General features: G+C 62.0%; 16 protein-coding genes. All 16 read right to left on the bottom strand.

What is annotated here, in order from left to right:
• Positions 1-17: 17 nt before the first annotated feature.
• Positions 18-317 carry a PilZ domain-containing protein gene (locus IZ6_RS07505; protein ID WP_222877366.1) on the bottom strand — a complete coding sequence of 100 codons (300 nt, stop codon included), beginning with the start codon at positions 315-317 and terminating at the stop codon, positions 18-20.
• Positions 318-684: 367 nt separating this feature from the next.
• A complete protein-coding gene (locus IZ6_RS07500) occupies positions 685-960 on the bottom strand; it encodes a DUF1467 family protein (RefSeq protein WP_222877365.1) in 276 nt (91 codons plus the stop codon).
• Positions 960-2,630 (bottom strand): ribonuclease J, encoded by a 1,671-nt coding sequence (locus IZ6_RS07495; protein WP_222877364.1) that lies wholly within the window; start codon positions 2,628-2,630, stop codon positions 960-962. Before IZ6_RS07495 ends, IZ6_RS07500 begins: the two co-directional genes overlap by 1 nt.
• Positions 2,627-3,445, bottom strand: coding sequence for a biotin--[acetyl-CoA-carboxylase] ligase (locus tag IZ6_RS07490; protein ID WP_222877363.1), 819 nt, complete (start codon positions 3,443-3,445; stop codon positions 2,627-2,629). The genes IZ6_RS07495 and IZ6_RS07490 overlap by 4 nt, the downstream gene beginning before the upstream one ends.
• Positions 3,445-4,887: an NADH-quinone oxidoreductase subunit NuoN gene (gene nuoN, locus IZ6_RS07485; protein ID WP_222877362.1), complete on the bottom strand. Its 1,443-nt coding sequence runs from the start codon at positions 4,885-4,887 to the stop codon at positions 3,445-3,447. Before nuoN ends, IZ6_RS07490 begins: the two co-directional genes overlap by 1 nt.
• Positions 4,888-4,900: 13 nt before the next feature.
• The gene (locus IZ6_RS07480; RefSeq protein ID WP_222877361.1) at positions 4,901-6,418 is read right to left on the bottom strand and encodes an NADH-quinone oxidoreductase subunit M; all 1,518 of its coding nucleotides are present in this window, start codon (positions 6,416-6,418) and stop codon (positions 4,901-4,903) included.
• 1 nt (position 6,419) lies between these two features.
• The gene (nuoL, locus tag IZ6_RS07475) at positions 6,420-8,546 is read right to left on the bottom strand and encodes an NADH-quinone oxidoreductase subunit L (RefSeq protein ID WP_222877360.1); all 2,127 of its coding nucleotides are present in this window, start codon (positions 8,544-8,546) and stop codon (positions 6,420-6,422) included.
• Between the two features lie 8 nt (positions 8,547-8,554).
• Positions 8,555-8,863: an NADH-quinone oxidoreductase subunit NuoK gene (gene nuoK / locus IZ6_RS07470; RefSeq protein WP_222877359.1), complete on the bottom strand. Its 309-nt coding sequence runs from the start codon at positions 8,861-8,863 to the stop codon at positions 8,555-8,557.
• A 1-nt stretch (position 8,864) separates the two neighbouring features.
• A complete protein-coding gene (locus IZ6_RS07465) occupies positions 8,865-9,473 on the bottom strand; it encodes an NADH-quinone oxidoreductase subunit J (RefSeq protein WP_222877358.1) in 609 nt (202 codons plus the stop codon).
• A gap of 55 nt (positions 9,474-9,528) precedes the next feature.
• The gene (gene nuoI, locus IZ6_RS07460; protein ID WP_222877357.1) at positions 9,529-10,017 is read right to left on the bottom strand and encodes an NADH-quinone oxidoreductase subunit NuoI; all 489 of its coding nucleotides are present in this window, start codon (positions 10,015-10,017) and stop codon (positions 9,529-9,531) included.
• Between the two features lies 1 nt (position 10,018).
• Positions 10,019-10,999 (bottom strand): NADH-quinone oxidoreductase subunit NuoH, encoded by a 981-nt coding sequence (gene nuoH, locus IZ6_RS07455; RefSeq protein WP_420825581.1) that lies wholly within the window; start codon positions 10,997-10,999, stop codon positions 10,019-10,021.
• Positions 11,000-11,043: 44 nt separating this feature from the next.
• Complete coding sequence (gene nuoG, locus IZ6_RS07450; protein WP_222877355.1) at positions 11,044-13,119, bottom strand: NADH-quinone oxidoreductase subunit NuoG; 2,076 nt, start codon at positions 13,117-13,119, stop codon at positions 11,044-11,046.
• A 5-nt stretch (positions 13,120-13,124) separates the two neighbouring features.
• Complete coding sequence (gene nuoF / locus IZ6_RS07445; RefSeq protein ID WP_222877354.1) at positions 13,125-14,429, bottom strand: NADH-quinone oxidoreductase subunit NuoF; 1,305 nt, start codon at positions 14,427-14,429, stop codon at positions 13,125-13,127.
• Between the two features lies 1 nt (position 14,430).
• Positions 14,431-15,198, bottom strand: coding sequence for an NADH-quinone oxidoreductase subunit NuoE (gene nuoE / locus IZ6_RS07440; RefSeq protein ID WP_222877353.1), 768 nt, complete (start codon positions 15,196-15,198; stop codon positions 14,431-14,433).
• Positions 15,198-16,388: an NADH-quinone oxidoreductase subunit D gene (locus tag IZ6_RS07435; protein WP_222877352.1), complete on the bottom strand. Its 1,191-nt coding sequence runs from the start codon at positions 16,386-16,388 to the stop codon at positions 15,198-15,200. The genes nuoE and IZ6_RS07435 overlap by 1 nt, the downstream gene beginning before the upstream one ends.
• Positions 16,389-16,391: 3 nt before the next feature.
• Positions 16,392-16,994 (bottom strand): NADH-quinone oxidoreductase subunit C, encoded by a 603-nt coding sequence (locus IZ6_RS07430; RefSeq protein WP_222877351.1) that lies wholly within the window; start codon positions 16,992-16,994, stop codon positions 16,392-16,394.
• Position 16,995: the final 1 nt, after the last annotated feature.

The raw sequence follows: 16,995 nt of genomic DNA, 5'->3' as shown, positions 1-16,995 counted from the left end.
TCTTCGACTTTGGTGTGTCAGTCGAGGTTGAACTGGACGCTTTTGACGCCGCGCAGAACTGCGAAGTGGACACCGAGGGTCGTCCCATCCTGCCAGACGAGATCGCAGAGGCGGCGGACGACGATATTGCCCGACAGGTCGAGCACGAAGCGCTTGGGCAGCTCGATTGCGGTATCGAGTTCGATCATGGCGCCGTTGCGCGACAGGTTGCGGATCGTGCACTCCACCTCCTGTGTCTGCGACAGAAGAATGGCTGCCCGGCGCGCCATTGCACGGCGCGGATAGGCTCTCTGATCCTGATATGCCGCCTCGGTCATTTGCAGGTCCCCGCTGAGCGCAATTACGTACGCAAAACTGCTACTCCTTCCTTAAGACCTTGATAAAACTTGTGTTTTGCATACAATTTGGGCACACGCCAAAGCGGTGGGCAATTTAGAAAAAAAGTTTCACAGGGGCCTATTGCGAGTAGTGACAAGGGCTTGGAACGTGGCTAGCATCCCCTCACAAGTAAGAGGCCTGACACGCTTTTAGGCGCGAACGGGTTCAAGTCTTGGGAGGAAAGAGGCTCCTTGGTTGCCGCCCCGCACGCGGCCTCCACGAAAAAAGGTCGATCCCGCATCTCGACCCAAATCGAGCCCGGCCAGCACTAAAAAAAGAGCAAGGCGAAAGCCTTGCTTTTTTGTTTTAAAGCTTAGGCTTAGGGCCCGGCAGGAAGGGTATGTCGTCGAGCGAGATGAGCCCCTTCGTCCAGACCACGTAATAGGCCGCGAAGATCAGGCTGGCGAAGATCGTGTTGACGATCACGATCCGCAAAAGCCGGGGTCTGGCCGGGGCGCCGGGATCGGACCCCTTCACCACATCGCCCTCCTCGATCTGGGAGCGGATGCCCCAGGGCAGAACGGCAAACAGGCCGATCCACCAGATGACGAAATAGATGGCGATCGCGCTGCCGGTGGACATCAGACGACCACGACCATGACCTGAACGAGGGGCTTCTTGCCCCAGCTGGCATTGATCTCGGCCCGGACGGCGCGGCGCAGCGCATCGGAGACGAAATCGGGGTCGCGCCTTTTATTGCGCGGCAGGTTTTCCAGCGCATCGAGCACGGCGTCATGGACGATGTCGGCGAAGGTGTCGCCCTCGGCGTCCTTGTCCGGCAGGCCCGAAATCTGGATTTCGGCATCGCTGGCGATTTCGCCGCGATTGTCGAGCGCAACCGCGACCGACACGACGCCGGCAAAGGCGAGACGGCGCCGTTCGCGCACCGGCTCGTCATTGGTGATGAGAAGATCGCCGTCCTTGTAAAGGCGTCCCGACAGCGTCTCGTCGATAATCTCTGCCTTACCGGGCGAAAGGCGCAGCATCTGGCCGTTACGGACATTGCCGCAGGCAATGCCGAGCTTTTTCGCCAGCTTCTCATGCTCGAACAGATGCAGCGGCTCGCCATGCACCGGCACGATGAGCTTCGGCTTCAGCCAGGAATACAACTCTTCCATCTCGCCGCGGCGCGGATGGCCGGAGACATGGACCATGCGGTCGCGGTCGGTGACGACTTCGATGCCGCGATCGATCAGATTATTGATGATGCGGTTCACCTCGCGCTCATTGCCGGGAATGGTGCGCGAGGAAAAGATGACGCGATCGCCCTTGGAGAGGCTGATTTCCGGATGATCGTCGGTTGCAATGCGTGCCAAGGCGGCGCGCGGTTCGCCCTGGCTGCCGGTAAGCAGAAGCAGCGCATTTTCCGGCGGCAGAAAGCCGAACACGTCCGTCGAACGAAATTCCGGCACGCCGTCGAGAAAGCCCGTTTCGCGCGCGACCTGTACCGTGCGCTCCATGGCGCGGCCGACGACGACAATCTCGCGTCCGACAGCAAGAGCGGCATCCGCAACGGTGCGGATGCGCGGAATGTGCGAGGCGAAGGTCGTGACCGCAACGCGCGCCGGCGCCGTCTTGATCAGATCCACCATGGTCTGCGACACGTCGAGTTCGGAGGCCGAGTGTCCGTCGCGGACGGCATTGGTGGAATCGCCGATGACGGCGAGAACCCCCTCCTCGCCCAGCGCGCGGAATCGCGCTTCATCGGTGACGCCCGACGTCGTCGATTTCTTGTCCAGTTTCCAGTCGCCCGTATGGACGACAAGGCCCGCCGGCGTGCGGATCGCCAAAGCATTCGCTTCAGGAATGGAATGAGCGACGGGGACGAATTCAACGCTGAACGGGCCGAACGCCACTTTGCCATGGGGCGCGACGACTTGGACCGGCACGTTCGGCGCGTTGCGTTCGCCTTCGCGCTTGGCCGCCAGGAGGCCCGCCGTGAACGGCGTTGCGACGACCGGGATATTCAGGCGCGGCCACAGATCGAGCACGGCGCCGATATGGTCTTCATGGCCGTGGGTCAGAAGCAGAGCGAGGATGTTGTGCTTCTCGGCCTCGGCAAAACGGATATCAGGCAAAATGAGATCGACGCCTGGCGTCTCGGACGCATGGCCGAAGGTCACGCCGCAATCGACCATGATCCATTTGCGCTGGCGCGGCGGACCATAGCCGTAAAGGCTCATATTCATGCCGATCTCGCCGACGCCGCCGAGCGGCAGAAAGACGAGTTCGTGGGTTTGATCAGTACTCATGAAGCAAGGCTCGCAGCCGCACCGAAATGGACCTCGCCCGCCGTCACGGCGCGGCGCTCTCCATCATCCGTCAGGACGATAAGGCGGCCTTCCTCGTCCAGTGTTTCGAACTTACCGCGTAGCACGCTATCGCCAATCCTCACAGCGACCGGGGCTCCGAGCCCCGCTGCCTGGGCCAGCCAGAGCCGGCGGATCTCGGCAAGACCCCGCCCCCCGTCCCAGATGAGATGGAAACGCACCCAGGCGTCGGTCAGTGCCGTAAACAGACCTTCGGCGGTGACAAAACTGCCGAGCTCGTTGAGGGCTGTTGCCGGATAAGGCAGGCCCGCAGGAGCCGCGGCGACATTGACGCCGAGGCCAATGACGACGGCGAGCCTGTCGCCCGACGGTTCGACCTCGAGCAGGATGCCAGCGAGTTTTGCACCATCGGCCAGAACGTCATTGGGCCATTTGAGCGTCAGGCGCGTTCGCGGCTCGTCGAGCCCATCGACCCCGACCCGCACGGCAATGCCGGGCGCAACCGCCGAGACGGCCTCATTGAGCGCGAGCCCGGCGACAAAGCCGAGCGTTGCGGCCTGCGGCCTCGTCGCATTGAGGGTCAGAAGAAGGCTTGCCGCGAGATTTCCGGTCGGTGTTTCCCAGGTGCGGCCCCTGCGGCCGCGTCCCGCACTCTGCTCGCGTGCGGTGATCCAGAGCGGGCCTTCGATCCCGAGGCGCGCACGGTTCAGCGCCTCAGCATTGGTCGAGCCGGCCTTCTCGAAGGCAAGGAGCTGATAGCCAGCCGCGGCGGCTACCGGCCCGAGCTCAAATCCCATCAGAAGAGACTGCTCGCGGCAGCGGACGCCGCAGCGACGAGCGGCGCAGGGAACAGGAAGTAGAACAGGACGAAGACGCCGCTGAAGCCGATCACGGCTTTGAGCTCAAGCGGCAGCTTTTCGAACGTCGCCGTCGGCTCGTCGAAATAGATGATCTTGACGATGCGCAGATAGTAGAAGGCGCCGATGACGCTGGCGACGACACCGATGACGGCGAGCCAATAAAGCTGCGCCTCGATGGCGGCGAGGAAGACGTAGAATTTCGCGAAGAAGCCGGCGAGCGGCGGAATGCCGGCGAGCGAGAACATCATCATCGCCATGACGAAGCCCATCATCGGGTTCGTGCGCGCAAGGCCCGCAAGATCGTCGACGTTTTCGACAAGGCCGTTTTTGTGGCGCATGCCGAGAATGACGGCAAACGTGCCGAGCGTCATGACAACATAGACCAGAAGATAGATGAGCACGCCCTGAATGCCGTCGGGCGTTCCGGCGGCAAGGCCGATCAGGATGTAGCCGACATTGCCGATCGACGAATACGCCATCAGGCGCTTGATATTGCGCTGGCCGATGGCGGCGAACGAGCCGAGCAGCATCGAGGCGAGCGAGATGAAAACGACGATCTGGCGCCACTGATCGGCGATGTGCGGGAACGCATCGATGGCAACGCGCACGAAGATCGCCATGGCGGCGGCTTTCGGGGCTGCTGCAAAGAAGGCCGTGACCGGCGTCGGCGCGCCTTCATAGACGTCAGGCGTCCACATATGGAACGGCACGGCCGAGACTTTGAAGGCAAGGCCGGCAAAGACGAAGACGAGGCCGAAGATCAGGCCGATCGACGGATGGGCGCCTGCGGTGACGGACTGGGCGATGCCCGCAAACGAGACCGTGCCGGCATAGCCGTATACGAGCGAGCAGCCATAGAGCAGCATGCCCGAGGACAGCGCACCGAGAACAAAATATTTGAGGCCCGCTTCCGTGGACTTCAGATTGTCGCGGTGGATCGCGGCGATGACATATAGCGCCAGCGACTGCAGTTCGAAGCCGAGATAAAGCGCAATCAGATCGTTCGCCGAAATCATGATCATCATGCCGGTCGTCGCCAGCACGATGAGAATGCCGAACTCGAAGCGCTGCACCTTCTCATGCCGCCAGTAATGCAGGCTCATGAGCAGCGCGACGATCGCGCCGCCAAGCGTCACGAGCTTCAGGAACTTCGCAAAGCCGTCCCACACAAAGCTGCCGTTGAAGGCGGTCGCGGGCGTTGCCGGCTCGAACGCGACGATGACGGCGGCACCCAGAAGAAGCGCCAGCGACAGACCGTTGACCATGCCTTCCGACTTGTCGCCGCGGATCGCGCCCAGAAGGACGAGAACAAGCGCGCCGGCCGCCAGGACGATTTCCGGCAGTGCGGGCGATAAAGCGGCAAGGTCGAAGCCGGTCATGGTCTGGTCCGTTTCAGCGCGCCGCGAGCGCGGAGGGATCGAGCAGCGAAGCCGCCGTCGACACCGAGGTGGAAATCAGGTTTTCGATGCTGGCCGTCGTCACGTGGAAAATCGGCTCCGGCCACACGCCGAAGAAGATGGTCAGGATGACGAGCGGTGCGAGAAGCAGAACTTCGCGCGGCGAAAGATCCTCGAGGAATTTCAGGCTGGGCTTGGTCAGTTCGCCCATGACGACCTTGCGGTAGAGCCAGAGCGCGTAACCCGCCGACAGGATGACGCCGGTCGTTGCGAAGAAAGCCACCCATGTATTGGCCTGGAAGGCGCCCGCGAGCGACAGGAATTCGCCGACAAAACCCGACGTGCCCGGCAGGCCGACATTGGCCATGGTGAAGACCATGAATACGGCGGCATAGGCCGGCATACGGTTGACGATGCCGCCATAGGCGGCGATCTCGCGCGTGTGCATGCGGTCGTAGACGACACCGACGCACAGGAAGAGCGCGCCGGAAACAATGCCGTGCGAGATCATCTGGAAGACCGCGCCGTCAATGCCCTGCCGGTTCAGCGTGAAGATGCCCATGGTCACAAAGCCCATATGGGCGACGGACGAATAGGCGATCAGCTTTTTGATGTCTTCCTGCATCAGCGCGACGAGCGAGGTGTAGACGATGGCGATGACCGACAGCGTGAACACCAGCGGCTGGAAGAACAGCGACGCATCGGGGAACATCGGCAGAGAGAAGCGCAGGAAACCGTAGCCGCCCATCTTCAGGAGGATGGCGGCCAGGATCACCGAGCCCGCCGTCGGCGCTTCGACATGCGCGTCCGGCAGCCAGGTATGGACCGGCCACATCGGCATCTTCACGGCAAACGAGGCGAAGAAAGCGAGCCACAGCCAAGTCTGCATATTGGCCGGGAAGTCATAGGCCATCAAAGTCGGGATGTCGGTCGTGCCCGCCTGCCAGTACATGGCCATGATGGCGAGCAGCATCAGCACCGAGCCGAGCAGCGTATAGAGGAAGAATTTGAAGCTGGCATAGACGCGCCGGACGCCGCCCCAGATACCGATGATGAGGAACATCGGAATGAGGCCCGCTTCGAAGAACAGGTAGAAGAGAACGAGATCGAGCGCGCAGAACACGCCGACCATCAGCGTCTCCAGCACGAGGAAGGCGATCATATATTCCTTCACGCGCTTTTCGACCGACACCCAGCTCGCAAGAATGCAGAACGGCATCAGGAAGGTCGTGAGGATGACGAACGGCATGGAAATGCCGTCGACGCCCATATGATAGTTAATCTTGCCGCCGAGCCACGGCATCTTCTCGACGAACTGGAAATCCGCAGTCGCGGCGTTGAAATCGATGACGATGACGAGCGACAGCAGGAAGGTGAAGACCGTCGTGCCGAGCGCGATCCAGCGCGCGTTGAGAATCTCCGCCGGCCGTTCGCCGACCATGAGAATGAACAGCGCTCCCACCAGAGGCAAGAACGTAATCAGAGAGAGAACAGGCCAGCCAGCCGAAATCATATCAGTGCCCTCCCCCGCTTGAGAACATGAACCAGGTGAAGAGCGCCGCCACGCCGATCAGCATGGCGAAGGCATAGTGATAGACATAACCCGTCTGCAGGCGCACGACGCCGCGCGTGACATCGACCACTCGCGCCGACACGCCGTCCGGGCCGAGGCCGTCGATGATCCTGCCGTCGCCGGTCTTCCACAGGAAGCGGCCGAGGCTTTTGGCCGGGCGGACGAAAATGAGATCGTAGAGCTCGTCGAAATACCACTTGTTGAGCAGGAAGCGGTACAGCGGCTCGTGACGGCGGGCCAGTTCGACCGGCACGCGCGGATTGACGATGTACATATAGTACGAAACCGAGAAGCCGAGCACCATCATCACAAAGGGCGAACATTTCACCCACCACGGAGCGTGATGCATGTGTTCGATGATTTCCGGATGATCGCCGCCGCCCAGCGTGCCCTTCCAGAACTCGGCGTAATGATGGCCGAGGAAGAATTCGTAGAACGCGACACCGGCGATGAGAGCGCCGACCGCGAGAATGACGAGCGGGATCGTCATGACGGCGGGCGATTCATGCACATGCTTCATGGTTTCCAGCGGTGCGCGCGGCGCCTGATGGAAGGTCATGAAGATGAGGCGCCATGAATAGAAACTGGTGAAGCCGGCCGCGATCACGAGGAGCACGAAGCCATACATACCCATGCCGGCATGAGTGACGAAGGCGGCCTCGATGATGGCGTCCTTCGAGAAGAAGCCGGCCGTGCCGATCATAGTCATCGGAATGCCAAGACCCGTCAGCGCGACGGTGCCGACCAGCATCATCGCATAGGTCAGCGGGATAAGACGGCGGATGCCGCCCATACGGCGCATGTCCTGCTCATGGTGCATCGCATGAATGACCGAGCCCGCGCCCAAGAACAGCAGCGCCTTGAAGAAGGCGTGCGTGAAGAGATGGAAGATGCCGGCCGAATAGGCGCCCGCGCCGAGCGCAACGAACATGTAGCCGAGCTGCGAGCAGGTCGAATAGGCGATGACGCGCTTGATGTCGTTCTGCACGAGGCCGACGGTCGCGGCGAAGAAGGCCGTGGTGGCGCCGAAGAAGATGACGACTTCGAGCGCGGTGTGCGACAGCTCGAACAGCGGCGACAGGCGCGCCACCATGAAAACGCCGGCGGTGACCATGGTCGCGGCATGAATGAGCGCTGACACGGGCGTCGGGCCTTCCATGGCGTCCGGCAGCCAGGTGTGCAGCAGGAACTGCGCCGACTTACCCATCGCGCCCATGAACAGCAGCAGGCACAGAACGGTGACGGCGGGCGCTTCGGTCCAGCCGAGGAAGCCCATCGTGGCTTCGGCCTTGCCCGGCGCATCGGCGAAAATGGTGTCGAAGGAGATCGTCCCGAAGAGAACGAAGATGCCGAAAATGCCGAGCGCGAAGCCGAAATCGCCGACGCGGTTGACGACGAAGGCCTTGATTGCGGCCGCATTGGCTTCGGGCTTGTGATACCAGAAACCGATCAAAAGATAGGATGCGAGACCGACGCCTTCCCAGCCGAAGAACATCTGAACGAGATTGTCCGACGTCACCAGCATCAGCATGGCGAAGGTGAAGAGCGACAGATAGGTGAAGAAGCGCGGGCGCTGCGCGTCTTCGTGCATATAGCCGATCGAATAGAAGTGAACGAGCGCCGACACCGTGTTGACGACGACGAGCATGACGACGGTCAGCGTGTCGATGCGGAGCGCCCAATCGACTTCAAGCGCGCCCGAGGTCATCCAGCGCAGAACCTGAATACGGCTTGCTTCTTCATGGCCAACGCCATGCTGGAAGAAGGCGACCCAGGACAGAATGGCGGCGAGGATCAGAAAGCCGGTCGTCACGAGTTCGACGAAACGCGCGCCGGGCGCAATCGGATAATCCGGGCCGTGATGATCGTCGTGATCATGATGGTCGTCATGACCGTGGTCATGCTTTGCATGGGCATGATGGTCGTCATGGCCGTGATGATGGTCGTGGCCTTGCCCGCCGCCCATGGCGATAAGCTCGGCCCGGCGCGTGCGGAAGCCGCCGAACAGAGTGACCGCGCCGCCGATGATGGCGCCGAGCAGAGGCAGGAAGACGATCGCGTAATACATAGCGAGCTTCAGCCCTTCATCATGTTGATGTCCTCAACCGCGATGGAGCCGCGGTTGCGGAAGAAGACGACGAGAATGGCAAGGCCGATGGCAGCTTCCGCCGCTGCGACCGTCAGCACCAAAAGCGCGAAGACTTGACCGACGAGATCGCCGGAGAAGGTGGAGAACGCCACGAAATTGATGTTCACGGCGAGCAGGATCAGCTCGACCGACATCAGGATGACGATGACGTTCTTGCGGTTCAGGAAGATGCCGAACACGCCGATCGTAAACAGGATCGCCGCAACGGTGAGATAATGTCCGAGGCCGACTTCCATATCAGATCCCCTGCCCCGATTTGACCTTGCGGACTTCGAGGCCCACGGCCTTGTTGCGCGCAACCTGGTCGGCGATGTTCTGGCGCTTGACGCCTTCCTTGTGGCGCAGCGTCAGCACGATGGCGCCGATCATCGCAACGAGAAGGATGAGGCCCGAGGCCTGGAAGAAGAAGATGTAGTCCGTGTAGAGGACGCGGCCGAGCGCTTCGGTATTGGTGATGCCCTGCGGCGCCTTTTCGGCGGCAAGACGCGGCGCTTCGCTGGACGCGGCCCAGCCGCCGACGACCATGACCAGCTCGATCAGGACAATGAAGCCGACAAGTCCGCCCACCGGCACATATTGCAGGAAGCCTTCGCGCAGTTCGGCGAAATCGACGTCGAGCATCATGACGACGAAGAGGAACAGCACGGCAACGGCGCCGACGTAGACGACGACGAGGATCATCGCCAGGAACTCGGCGCCCATCAGAAGGAACAGCCCCGCCGCATTGAAGAAAGCGAGGATGAGATAGAGCACCGAGTGCACGGGATTGCGCGACGAGATGACCATGAAGGCCGAAGCCGTCACGACCGCCGCGAACAGATAGAAGAAAGCCGAAGCCAGGCTCATCTAATCCCCCCGTCCCCTTCAAGGACGCTCTTTCCGATGCTCATCCGTCGGCTCCTCAGCGATAGGGCGCGTCGAGCGCGATACGGCGCGCGAGTTCGCGTTCCCAGCGGTCGCCGTTGGCGAGCAATTTATCTTTGTCGTACATCAGCTCTTCGCGCGTCTCCGTCGCGAATTCAAAGTTCGGTCCCTCGACGATGGCATCGACCGGGCACGCTTCCTGGCAGAAGCCGCAATAAATGCACTTCACCATATCGATGTCGTAGCGCGTCGTGCGGCGCGTGCCGTCATTGCGGCGCGGCCCCGCTTCGATGGTGATGGCAAGCGCCGGGCAGATGGCTTCGCAGAGCTTGCAGGCGATGCAGCGCTCTTCGCCGTTCGGATAGCGGCGCAACGCATGTTCGCCGCGGAAGCGCGGCGAGATCGGGCCCTTTTCGAACGGATAGTTCAGCGTCGCCTTCGGCTTGAAGAAATACTTCATCGACAGGAAGAACGCCGAGACGAACTCCGTCAGGAAGATCGAACGGGCAGCTTGATCAAGTCTCATATCAGGCTCCCCATCCGGTGAAGTGGAGGACGCCGGCAACGACGACGACAGCCACAAGCGAAATCGGCAGGAACACTTTCCAGCCCAGGCGCATCAGCTGGTCGTAGCGGTAGCGGGGCACGAAGGCCTTCACCATGGCGAACATGAAGAAGACGAACGAGACTTTAAGGACGAACCAGACAATGCCCGGCACCCAAGTGAAGGGCGCAAAGGGGATCGGCGACAGCCAGCCGCCGAGGAAGAGGATCGTCGTCAGCGAGCACATGGTCATGATGGCCACGTATTCGCCGAGGAAGAACATCAGGAACGGCGTCGAGGAATATTCGACAGCGAAACCGGCGACGAGTTCGGATTCCGCTTCCGGAAGGTCGAAAGGCGGACGGTTCGTCTCGGCCAGCGCCGAGATGAAGAAGATCACGAACATCGGGAACAGCGGCAGCCAGTACCAGCCGAACAGGCCATAGGGCGTGTCCTGCGCCCGGATGATGTCCGAGAGGTTCAGCGAGCCGACGACAAGCAGGACGCAGATGATGACGAAGCCGAGCGAGACTTCGTAGGAGACCATCTGCGCCGCCGAGCGCAGCGCGCCGAGGAACGGATATTTCGAGTTCGACGACCAGCCGGCCATGATGATGCCGTACACGCCGAGCGAGGAGATCGCGAAGATATAGAGAATGCCGACATTGATGTCGGAGATGACCCAGCCTTCCTGGAACGGAATGACCGCCCAGGCGGCGAGCGCCAGCACCGCCGTCACGAACGGCGCCAGAAGGAACACGCCTTTATTGGCGCCCGAGGGAATGATCGGTTCCTTGAAGACGAATTTCAGCAGGTCGGCAAAGCTCTGGAACAGGCCGAACGGGCCGACGACGTTCGGACCGCGGCGCAGCTGGACCGCCGCCCAGATCTTGCGGTCGGCGAGCAGATAGAACGCGATGAAGACGAGCAGCAGCGAAATGACCACGGCGCTCTGAATGAGCATCAGCAGCAGCGGCCACAGCCAGGCGTCCCAGTGTTCGGCGAAACTCATTCTGCGGCCTCCAGACGGCCGGATGCGATCTGGGCGCATTCAGCCATCAGCGCCGAAGCGCGGGCGATCGGATTGGAGAAGTAGAAGCTCTCGACGCTCGATTTGAACGACAGGCCGGCCGGCAGCTTGGCTTTGGCCGAGGCAAGTCTGCCGAGAGCCCCGGCATCGCCCGCAAGCACGCGGTCGACGGCGGCAAAATGCGGATGCGCGGTATAGAGCGCGCGGCGCAGATCCGACAGGCTGTCATAAGGCAGACGCGCATCGAGCACGTCCGACAGCGCGCGCAGGATCGCCCAGTCGTCGCGGGCATCGCCCGGCGGGAAGACGGCGCGGTTGCCGACCTGAACGCGGCCTTCGGTATTGACGAAGGTGCCGCTCTTTTCGGTATAGGCGGCGCCCGGCAGGATGACGTCGGCGCGGTGCGCGCCCTTATCGCCATGCGTGCCCTGATAAACGACGAAGGGACCGGCCGGCACTTCGATTTCGTCGGCGCCGAGAAGGAAAAGAACGTCGAGCTTGCCACTGATCATGCCGGCAACGTCGAGACCTTTGTCGCCCGGCACAAAGCCGAGATCGAGACCGGCAACGCGCGAGGCCGCCGTGTGCAGCACGGCAAAGCCGTTCCACTCGGCGCTGAGCGCGCCGAACTTCTGCGCAAGGGCGATGGCCGCCGCCAGCACATCGCCGCCCGCTTCGCCCTTGAGCGCGCCCTGGCCGACAATGACGATCGGGGTCTTCGCTTCTTCGAGAACCTTGGCGAAATCGGATTTGCCATCGGCGAGCTTACCGAGCGTATCGGCGCCCGCGCCGAGATAATCGTATTTATAGGTGAGATCCGCCTGCTCGCCGATCACACCGATCTTGGTGCCGTTGAGGCGCCAGGCCTTGCGGATGCGGGCGTTCAGCACCGGCGCTTCGAAGCGCGGGTTCGAACCGATGAGGAGGATCGCATCCGCCTGATCGATGCCGGCAATGCCGGGATTGAAGATGTAGCTCGAGCGGCCGCCGAGCGGGCTCAGCGCCGCGCCGTCCTGACGGCAATCGATATTGGTGACGCCAAGACGCGTCATCAGATCCTTCAGCGCGAAAAGCTCTTCGGCCGTTGCGAGATCGCCGGCGATCGCGCCGATCTTGTTCGGTTCCGCCGCCTCGACCTTGTTGGCGATGGCGTCGAACGCCTCGCCCCAGGTCGCCGGACGCAGCTTGCCGTTCTCGCGGATATACGGGCGGTCGAGACGCTGGGTCTTCAGGCCATCCCACACGAAACGGGTTTTGTCGGAGATCCATTCCTCGTTCACGTCTTCATTGAGACGCGGCAGGATGCGCAGCACTTCGCGGCCGCGCGCATCGACACGAATGGCGGCGCCGAGCGCATCCATCACATCGATGCTTTCGGTCTTCGACAGCTCCCATGGACGCGCCGTGAATGCATAGGGCTTCGAGGTCAGCGCGCCGACCGGGCACAGATCAATGACGTTGCCCTGCAGTTCGGAGGTCATCGCGCCTTCGAGATAGGTCGTGATTTCCATGTCCTCGCCGCGGCCGATGGCGCCGAGCTCCGGCACGCCCGCAACTTCCGTCGCAAAGCGGACGCAGCGCGTGCACTGGATGCAGCGCGTCATCGTCGTCTTGACGAGCGGGCCGATATATTTGTCTTCGACGGCACGCTTGTTCTCGGCAAAGCGAGACGCGTCCGCGCCATACGCCATGGACTGATCCTGCAAATCGCACTCGCCGCCCTGATCGCAGATCGGGCAATCGAGCGGATGGTTGATGAGCAGGAACTCCATCACGCCTTCGCGCGCTTTTTTGACGTAAGGCGATTTCGTCACGATGACCGGCGGCTCACCGTTCGGGCCGGGACGCAGATCCTTCACCGCCATCGCGCAGGACGCGACGGGCTTGGGCGATCCCTTCACCTCGACAAGGCACATGCGGCAATTGCCGGCAATCGATAGGCGTTCATGGAAACAGAAGCGCGGAATTTCCGCTCCCGCTTCTTCCGCGGCCTGGAGCAGCGTGAATTCCGGCGGAACATCCAGCTCGGTGCCGTCGACGATGATCTTCGCCATCCGCCCTACTCCGCTGCCGTCGGAAGAACGGTGTCGCCGTTCGACCGCGCCGTGAACTGATCGATGCGCGCTTCGATCTCATGCCGGAAATGGCGGATGAGACCCTGGACGGGCCATGCGGCCGCATCGCCCAGCGCACAGATCGTGTGACCTTCGATCTGCAGCGACACTTCGAGAAGAAGATCGATCTCCCTCTTTTGCGCTTCGCCGCGGACCATGCGGGTGAGAACGCGCCACATCCAGCCGGTGCCTTCGCGGCACGGCGTGCACTGGCCGCAGCTCTCATGCTTGTAGAAGTGCGCAAGGCGCGCGATCGCCTGGATGACGTCGGTCGACTTGTCCATGACGATGACGGCCGCCGTGCCGAGACCCGATTTCAGATTGCGCAGCGTGTCGAAATCCATCGACAGCTCCTGGCACTGTGCGGCCGGAATCATCGGAACCGACGAACCGCCCGGAATAATCGCCAGGAGATTGTCCCAGCCGCCGCGGATGCCGCCGCAATGACGCTCGACGAGTTCGCGGAAGTCGATGCCCATTTCGACTTCGACATTGCACGGCCGTTCGACATGGCCGGAGATCGTGAAGAGTTTGGTGCCGGTATTGTTCGGCTTGCCGATGGCGGCAAACCAGGCCGCGCCGCGGCGCAGAATGGTCGGCGCCACGGCAATCGACTCGACATTGTTGACGGTGGTCGGCGCGCCGTAGAGGCCCATATTGGCCGGGAACGGCGGCTTCAGGCGCGGCATGCCCTTTTTGCCTTCGAGGCTTTCGAGCAGCGCGGTTTCCTCGCCGCAGATATAGGCGCCGGCACCGTGATGCACATACAAATCGAACGGCCAGCCATGAATGTTGTTCGGGCCGATCAAGTTCGCCGCATAGGCCTCGTCGACCGCCGCCTGCAGCGCTTCCTTCTCGCGTACATATTCGCCGCGGATATAGATGTAGCAGGCGTTGGCGTTCATCGCGAACGAGGCGATCAGGCAGCCCTCGATCAGGGTCTGCGGATCGTTGCGCATGATCTCGCGGTCTTTGGCCGTGCCGGGCTCGGACTCGTCGGCATTAACGACGAGATAGCTCGGACGCCCGTCCGACTTTTTCGGCATGAACGACCATTTGAGGCCGGTCGGGAAGCCGGCGCCGCCGCGGCCGCGCAGACCCGAGGCCTTCATTTCGTCGATGATCCAGTCGCGGCCCATCTCGATGAGCTGCTTGGTGCCGTCCCACGAGCCGCGCTTCATTGCAGCTTTGAGGCCGGCATCGTGGATGCCGTAGAGATTGGTGAAGATGCGGTCGCGATCGTGAAGCATCTTAGCCGCCCTTCGTCTTGTCCGCCGGCGGCTTGGCCGCCTGCTTCTCGCCGGAGCCCGCTTCCTTCGGCTTTGCAGCCTCCGTCGCGGCAAGCTCCTTCTCTTTTGCCTTCGCCGCCTTGCGCGCCTCGAAATCCTTTTTCCAGGAGCCGACGACCGAGCCGTCATAGAGGCTGGCGTCGAGCAGCGTCGTCGGGCCGCCGACGGGCGCCGAGCACGAGCGGTCGACCTGCGGGCCGGGTTTCACCTTCTTGCCGGCACGAAGATCGTCGAGCAGCTTCTCGAAGCTCTCCGGCGTCAGGTCTTCGAAATAATCGTAGTTGATCTGCACCATCGGCGCGTTCGAGCATGAGCCGAGGCACTCGACCTCAAGCCAGGAGAGCTGGCCGTCCGCCGACACTTCGTGCTGATGACCGATTTTCTTTTCGCAGACATGGATCAGCTTGTCGGCGCCGCGCAAAAGGCACGGCGTCGTGCCGCACACCTGCACGAAGTGCTTACCGACGGGCTCGAGCGCAAACATCGTGTAGAAGGTCGCGACTTCGAGCACACGGATATAGGCCATGCCGAGCATTTCGGCGATGACGCGGATCGCAGGTTCCGGCAGCCAGCCATCGTGCTGTTCCTGCGCCTTCCACAGAAGCGGGATGACGGCAGACGCCTGACGGCCTTCCGGATATTTGGCGATCTGTCCCTTGGCCCATTCGAGATTGGCCTTGGTGAAGGCAAAGCTTTCGGGCTGGGTTTCGGCGAGACGGCGTACGGACATTAGCGGTCGACCTCCCCGAACACGATGTCGAGCGAGCCGAGAATGGCGGAGACGTCGGCCAGCATATGGCCGCGGTTCATGAAATCCATGCCGGCAAGATGGGCAAAGCCCGGCGCGCGCAGCTTGGCGCGGTACGGACGGTTTGTGCCGTCGGAGACGAGATAGACGCCGAACTCGCCCTTCGGCGCTTCGACGGCGGCATAGACCTCGCCTTCGGGAACCTTGAAGCCTTCGGTGTAGAGCTTGAAGTGATGAATGAGCGCTTCCATCGAGCGCTTCATCTCACCGCGCTTGGGCGGCACGACCTTGTTGTTCACCGAAGACGCCGGACCGCCGCCTTCGAGGCTCATCAGCTTTTCGCAGCACTGCTTCATGATCTTCTGCGACTGGATCATCTCTTCCATGCGGACGAGATAACGGTCGTAGCAATCGCCGTGCTTGCCGATGGCGACGTCGAAATCGAGTTCGTCATAGCACTCATAGGGCTGCGCCTTGCGCAGATCCCAGGCGGCGCCCGAGCCGCGCACCATGACGCCCGAGAAGCCGAGCTTCCAGGCGTCTTCCTGGCTGACGACGCCGATATCGGCGTTGCGCTGCTTGAAGATGCGGTTTTCGGTCAGAAGCGCATCGAGATCGTTCACCGTGTTCAGGAACGGATCGCACCAGTCGTAAATGTCCTGGATGAGTTCCGGCGGCAGATCCTGGTGCACACCGCCCGGCCGGAAATAGGCCGCATGCAGACGCGCGCCGCAGGCGCGCTCGTAGAAGATCATCAGCTTTTCGCGCTCTTCGAAGCCCCAGAGCGGCGGGGTAAGCGCACCGACGTCCATGGCGAACGTCGTGACGTTCAGCATGTGCGAGAGGATGCGGCCCATTTCGGCGTAGAGAACGCGGATCAGCTGGCCGCGCTTCGGAACTTCAACGCCGACCAGCTTCTCGATCGCAAGGCACCAGGCATGCTCCTGGTTCATCGGCGAGACGTAATCGAGGCGGTCGAAGTAAGGCAGCGCCTGGAGATAGGTTTTGTACTCGATCAGCTTTTCGGTGCCGCGGTGCAGCAGGCCGATATGCGGATCGACGCGCGTGACGATTTCGCCGTCAAGCTCGAGGATCAGGCGCAGAACGCCGTGCGCCGCTGGATGCTGCGGACCGAAATTGATGGTGAAGGAACGGAGATCGGCTTCAGCCATGATTTATGCCTTCGCCTTCTCGTCGCCGGGCAGCTGGTAGTCGCCGCCTTCCCACGGGCTGAGGAAATCGAAGTTGCGGAATTCCTGCGGCAGGCGCACCGGCTCGTACACAACGCGCTTCTGCTCGTCGTCGTAGCGGACTTCGACAAAGCCCGTCAGCGGGAAGTCTTTACGCAGCGGATGCCCTTCGAACCCGTAATCGGTGAGGATGCGGCGCAGGTCCGGATGGCCGGAGAACAGCACGCCGTAAAGATCGTAGGTTTCGCGCTCATACCAGTTGGCGCCGGGATAGATCTCGACGCAGCTCGGAACCTGCGTGGTCTCGTCGGCCTGCACTTTGATACGGATGCGCTGGTTCTGCTTGGGCGACAGCAGGTGATAGACGACATCGAAGCGGCGCTTGCGCTCCGGATAATCGACGCCGCAGATATCGATAAAGGACCAGAACTGGCACGACGGATCGTCGTGCAGGAAACGCAGGACTTTCAGAATGTCCGGCGCCTCGACTTCGATGGTGAGCTGACCTGCGGGCACGGACCACGCCGTAACCTTACCGCGCAGCTTCGCGGCGATGTGCTCACCCAGTTCCTTCAGGCTCTCGTCCATA

The organism is Terrihabitans soli, assembly GCF_014191545.1.
GTDB lineage: Bacteria > Pseudomonadota > Alphaproteobacteria > Rhizobiales > Methylopilaceae > Flaviflagellibacter > Flaviflagellibacter soli.
Note: the sequence above shows the minus strand (reverse complement) of the source record. Positions and strands in the feature narration are given on the sequence as shown.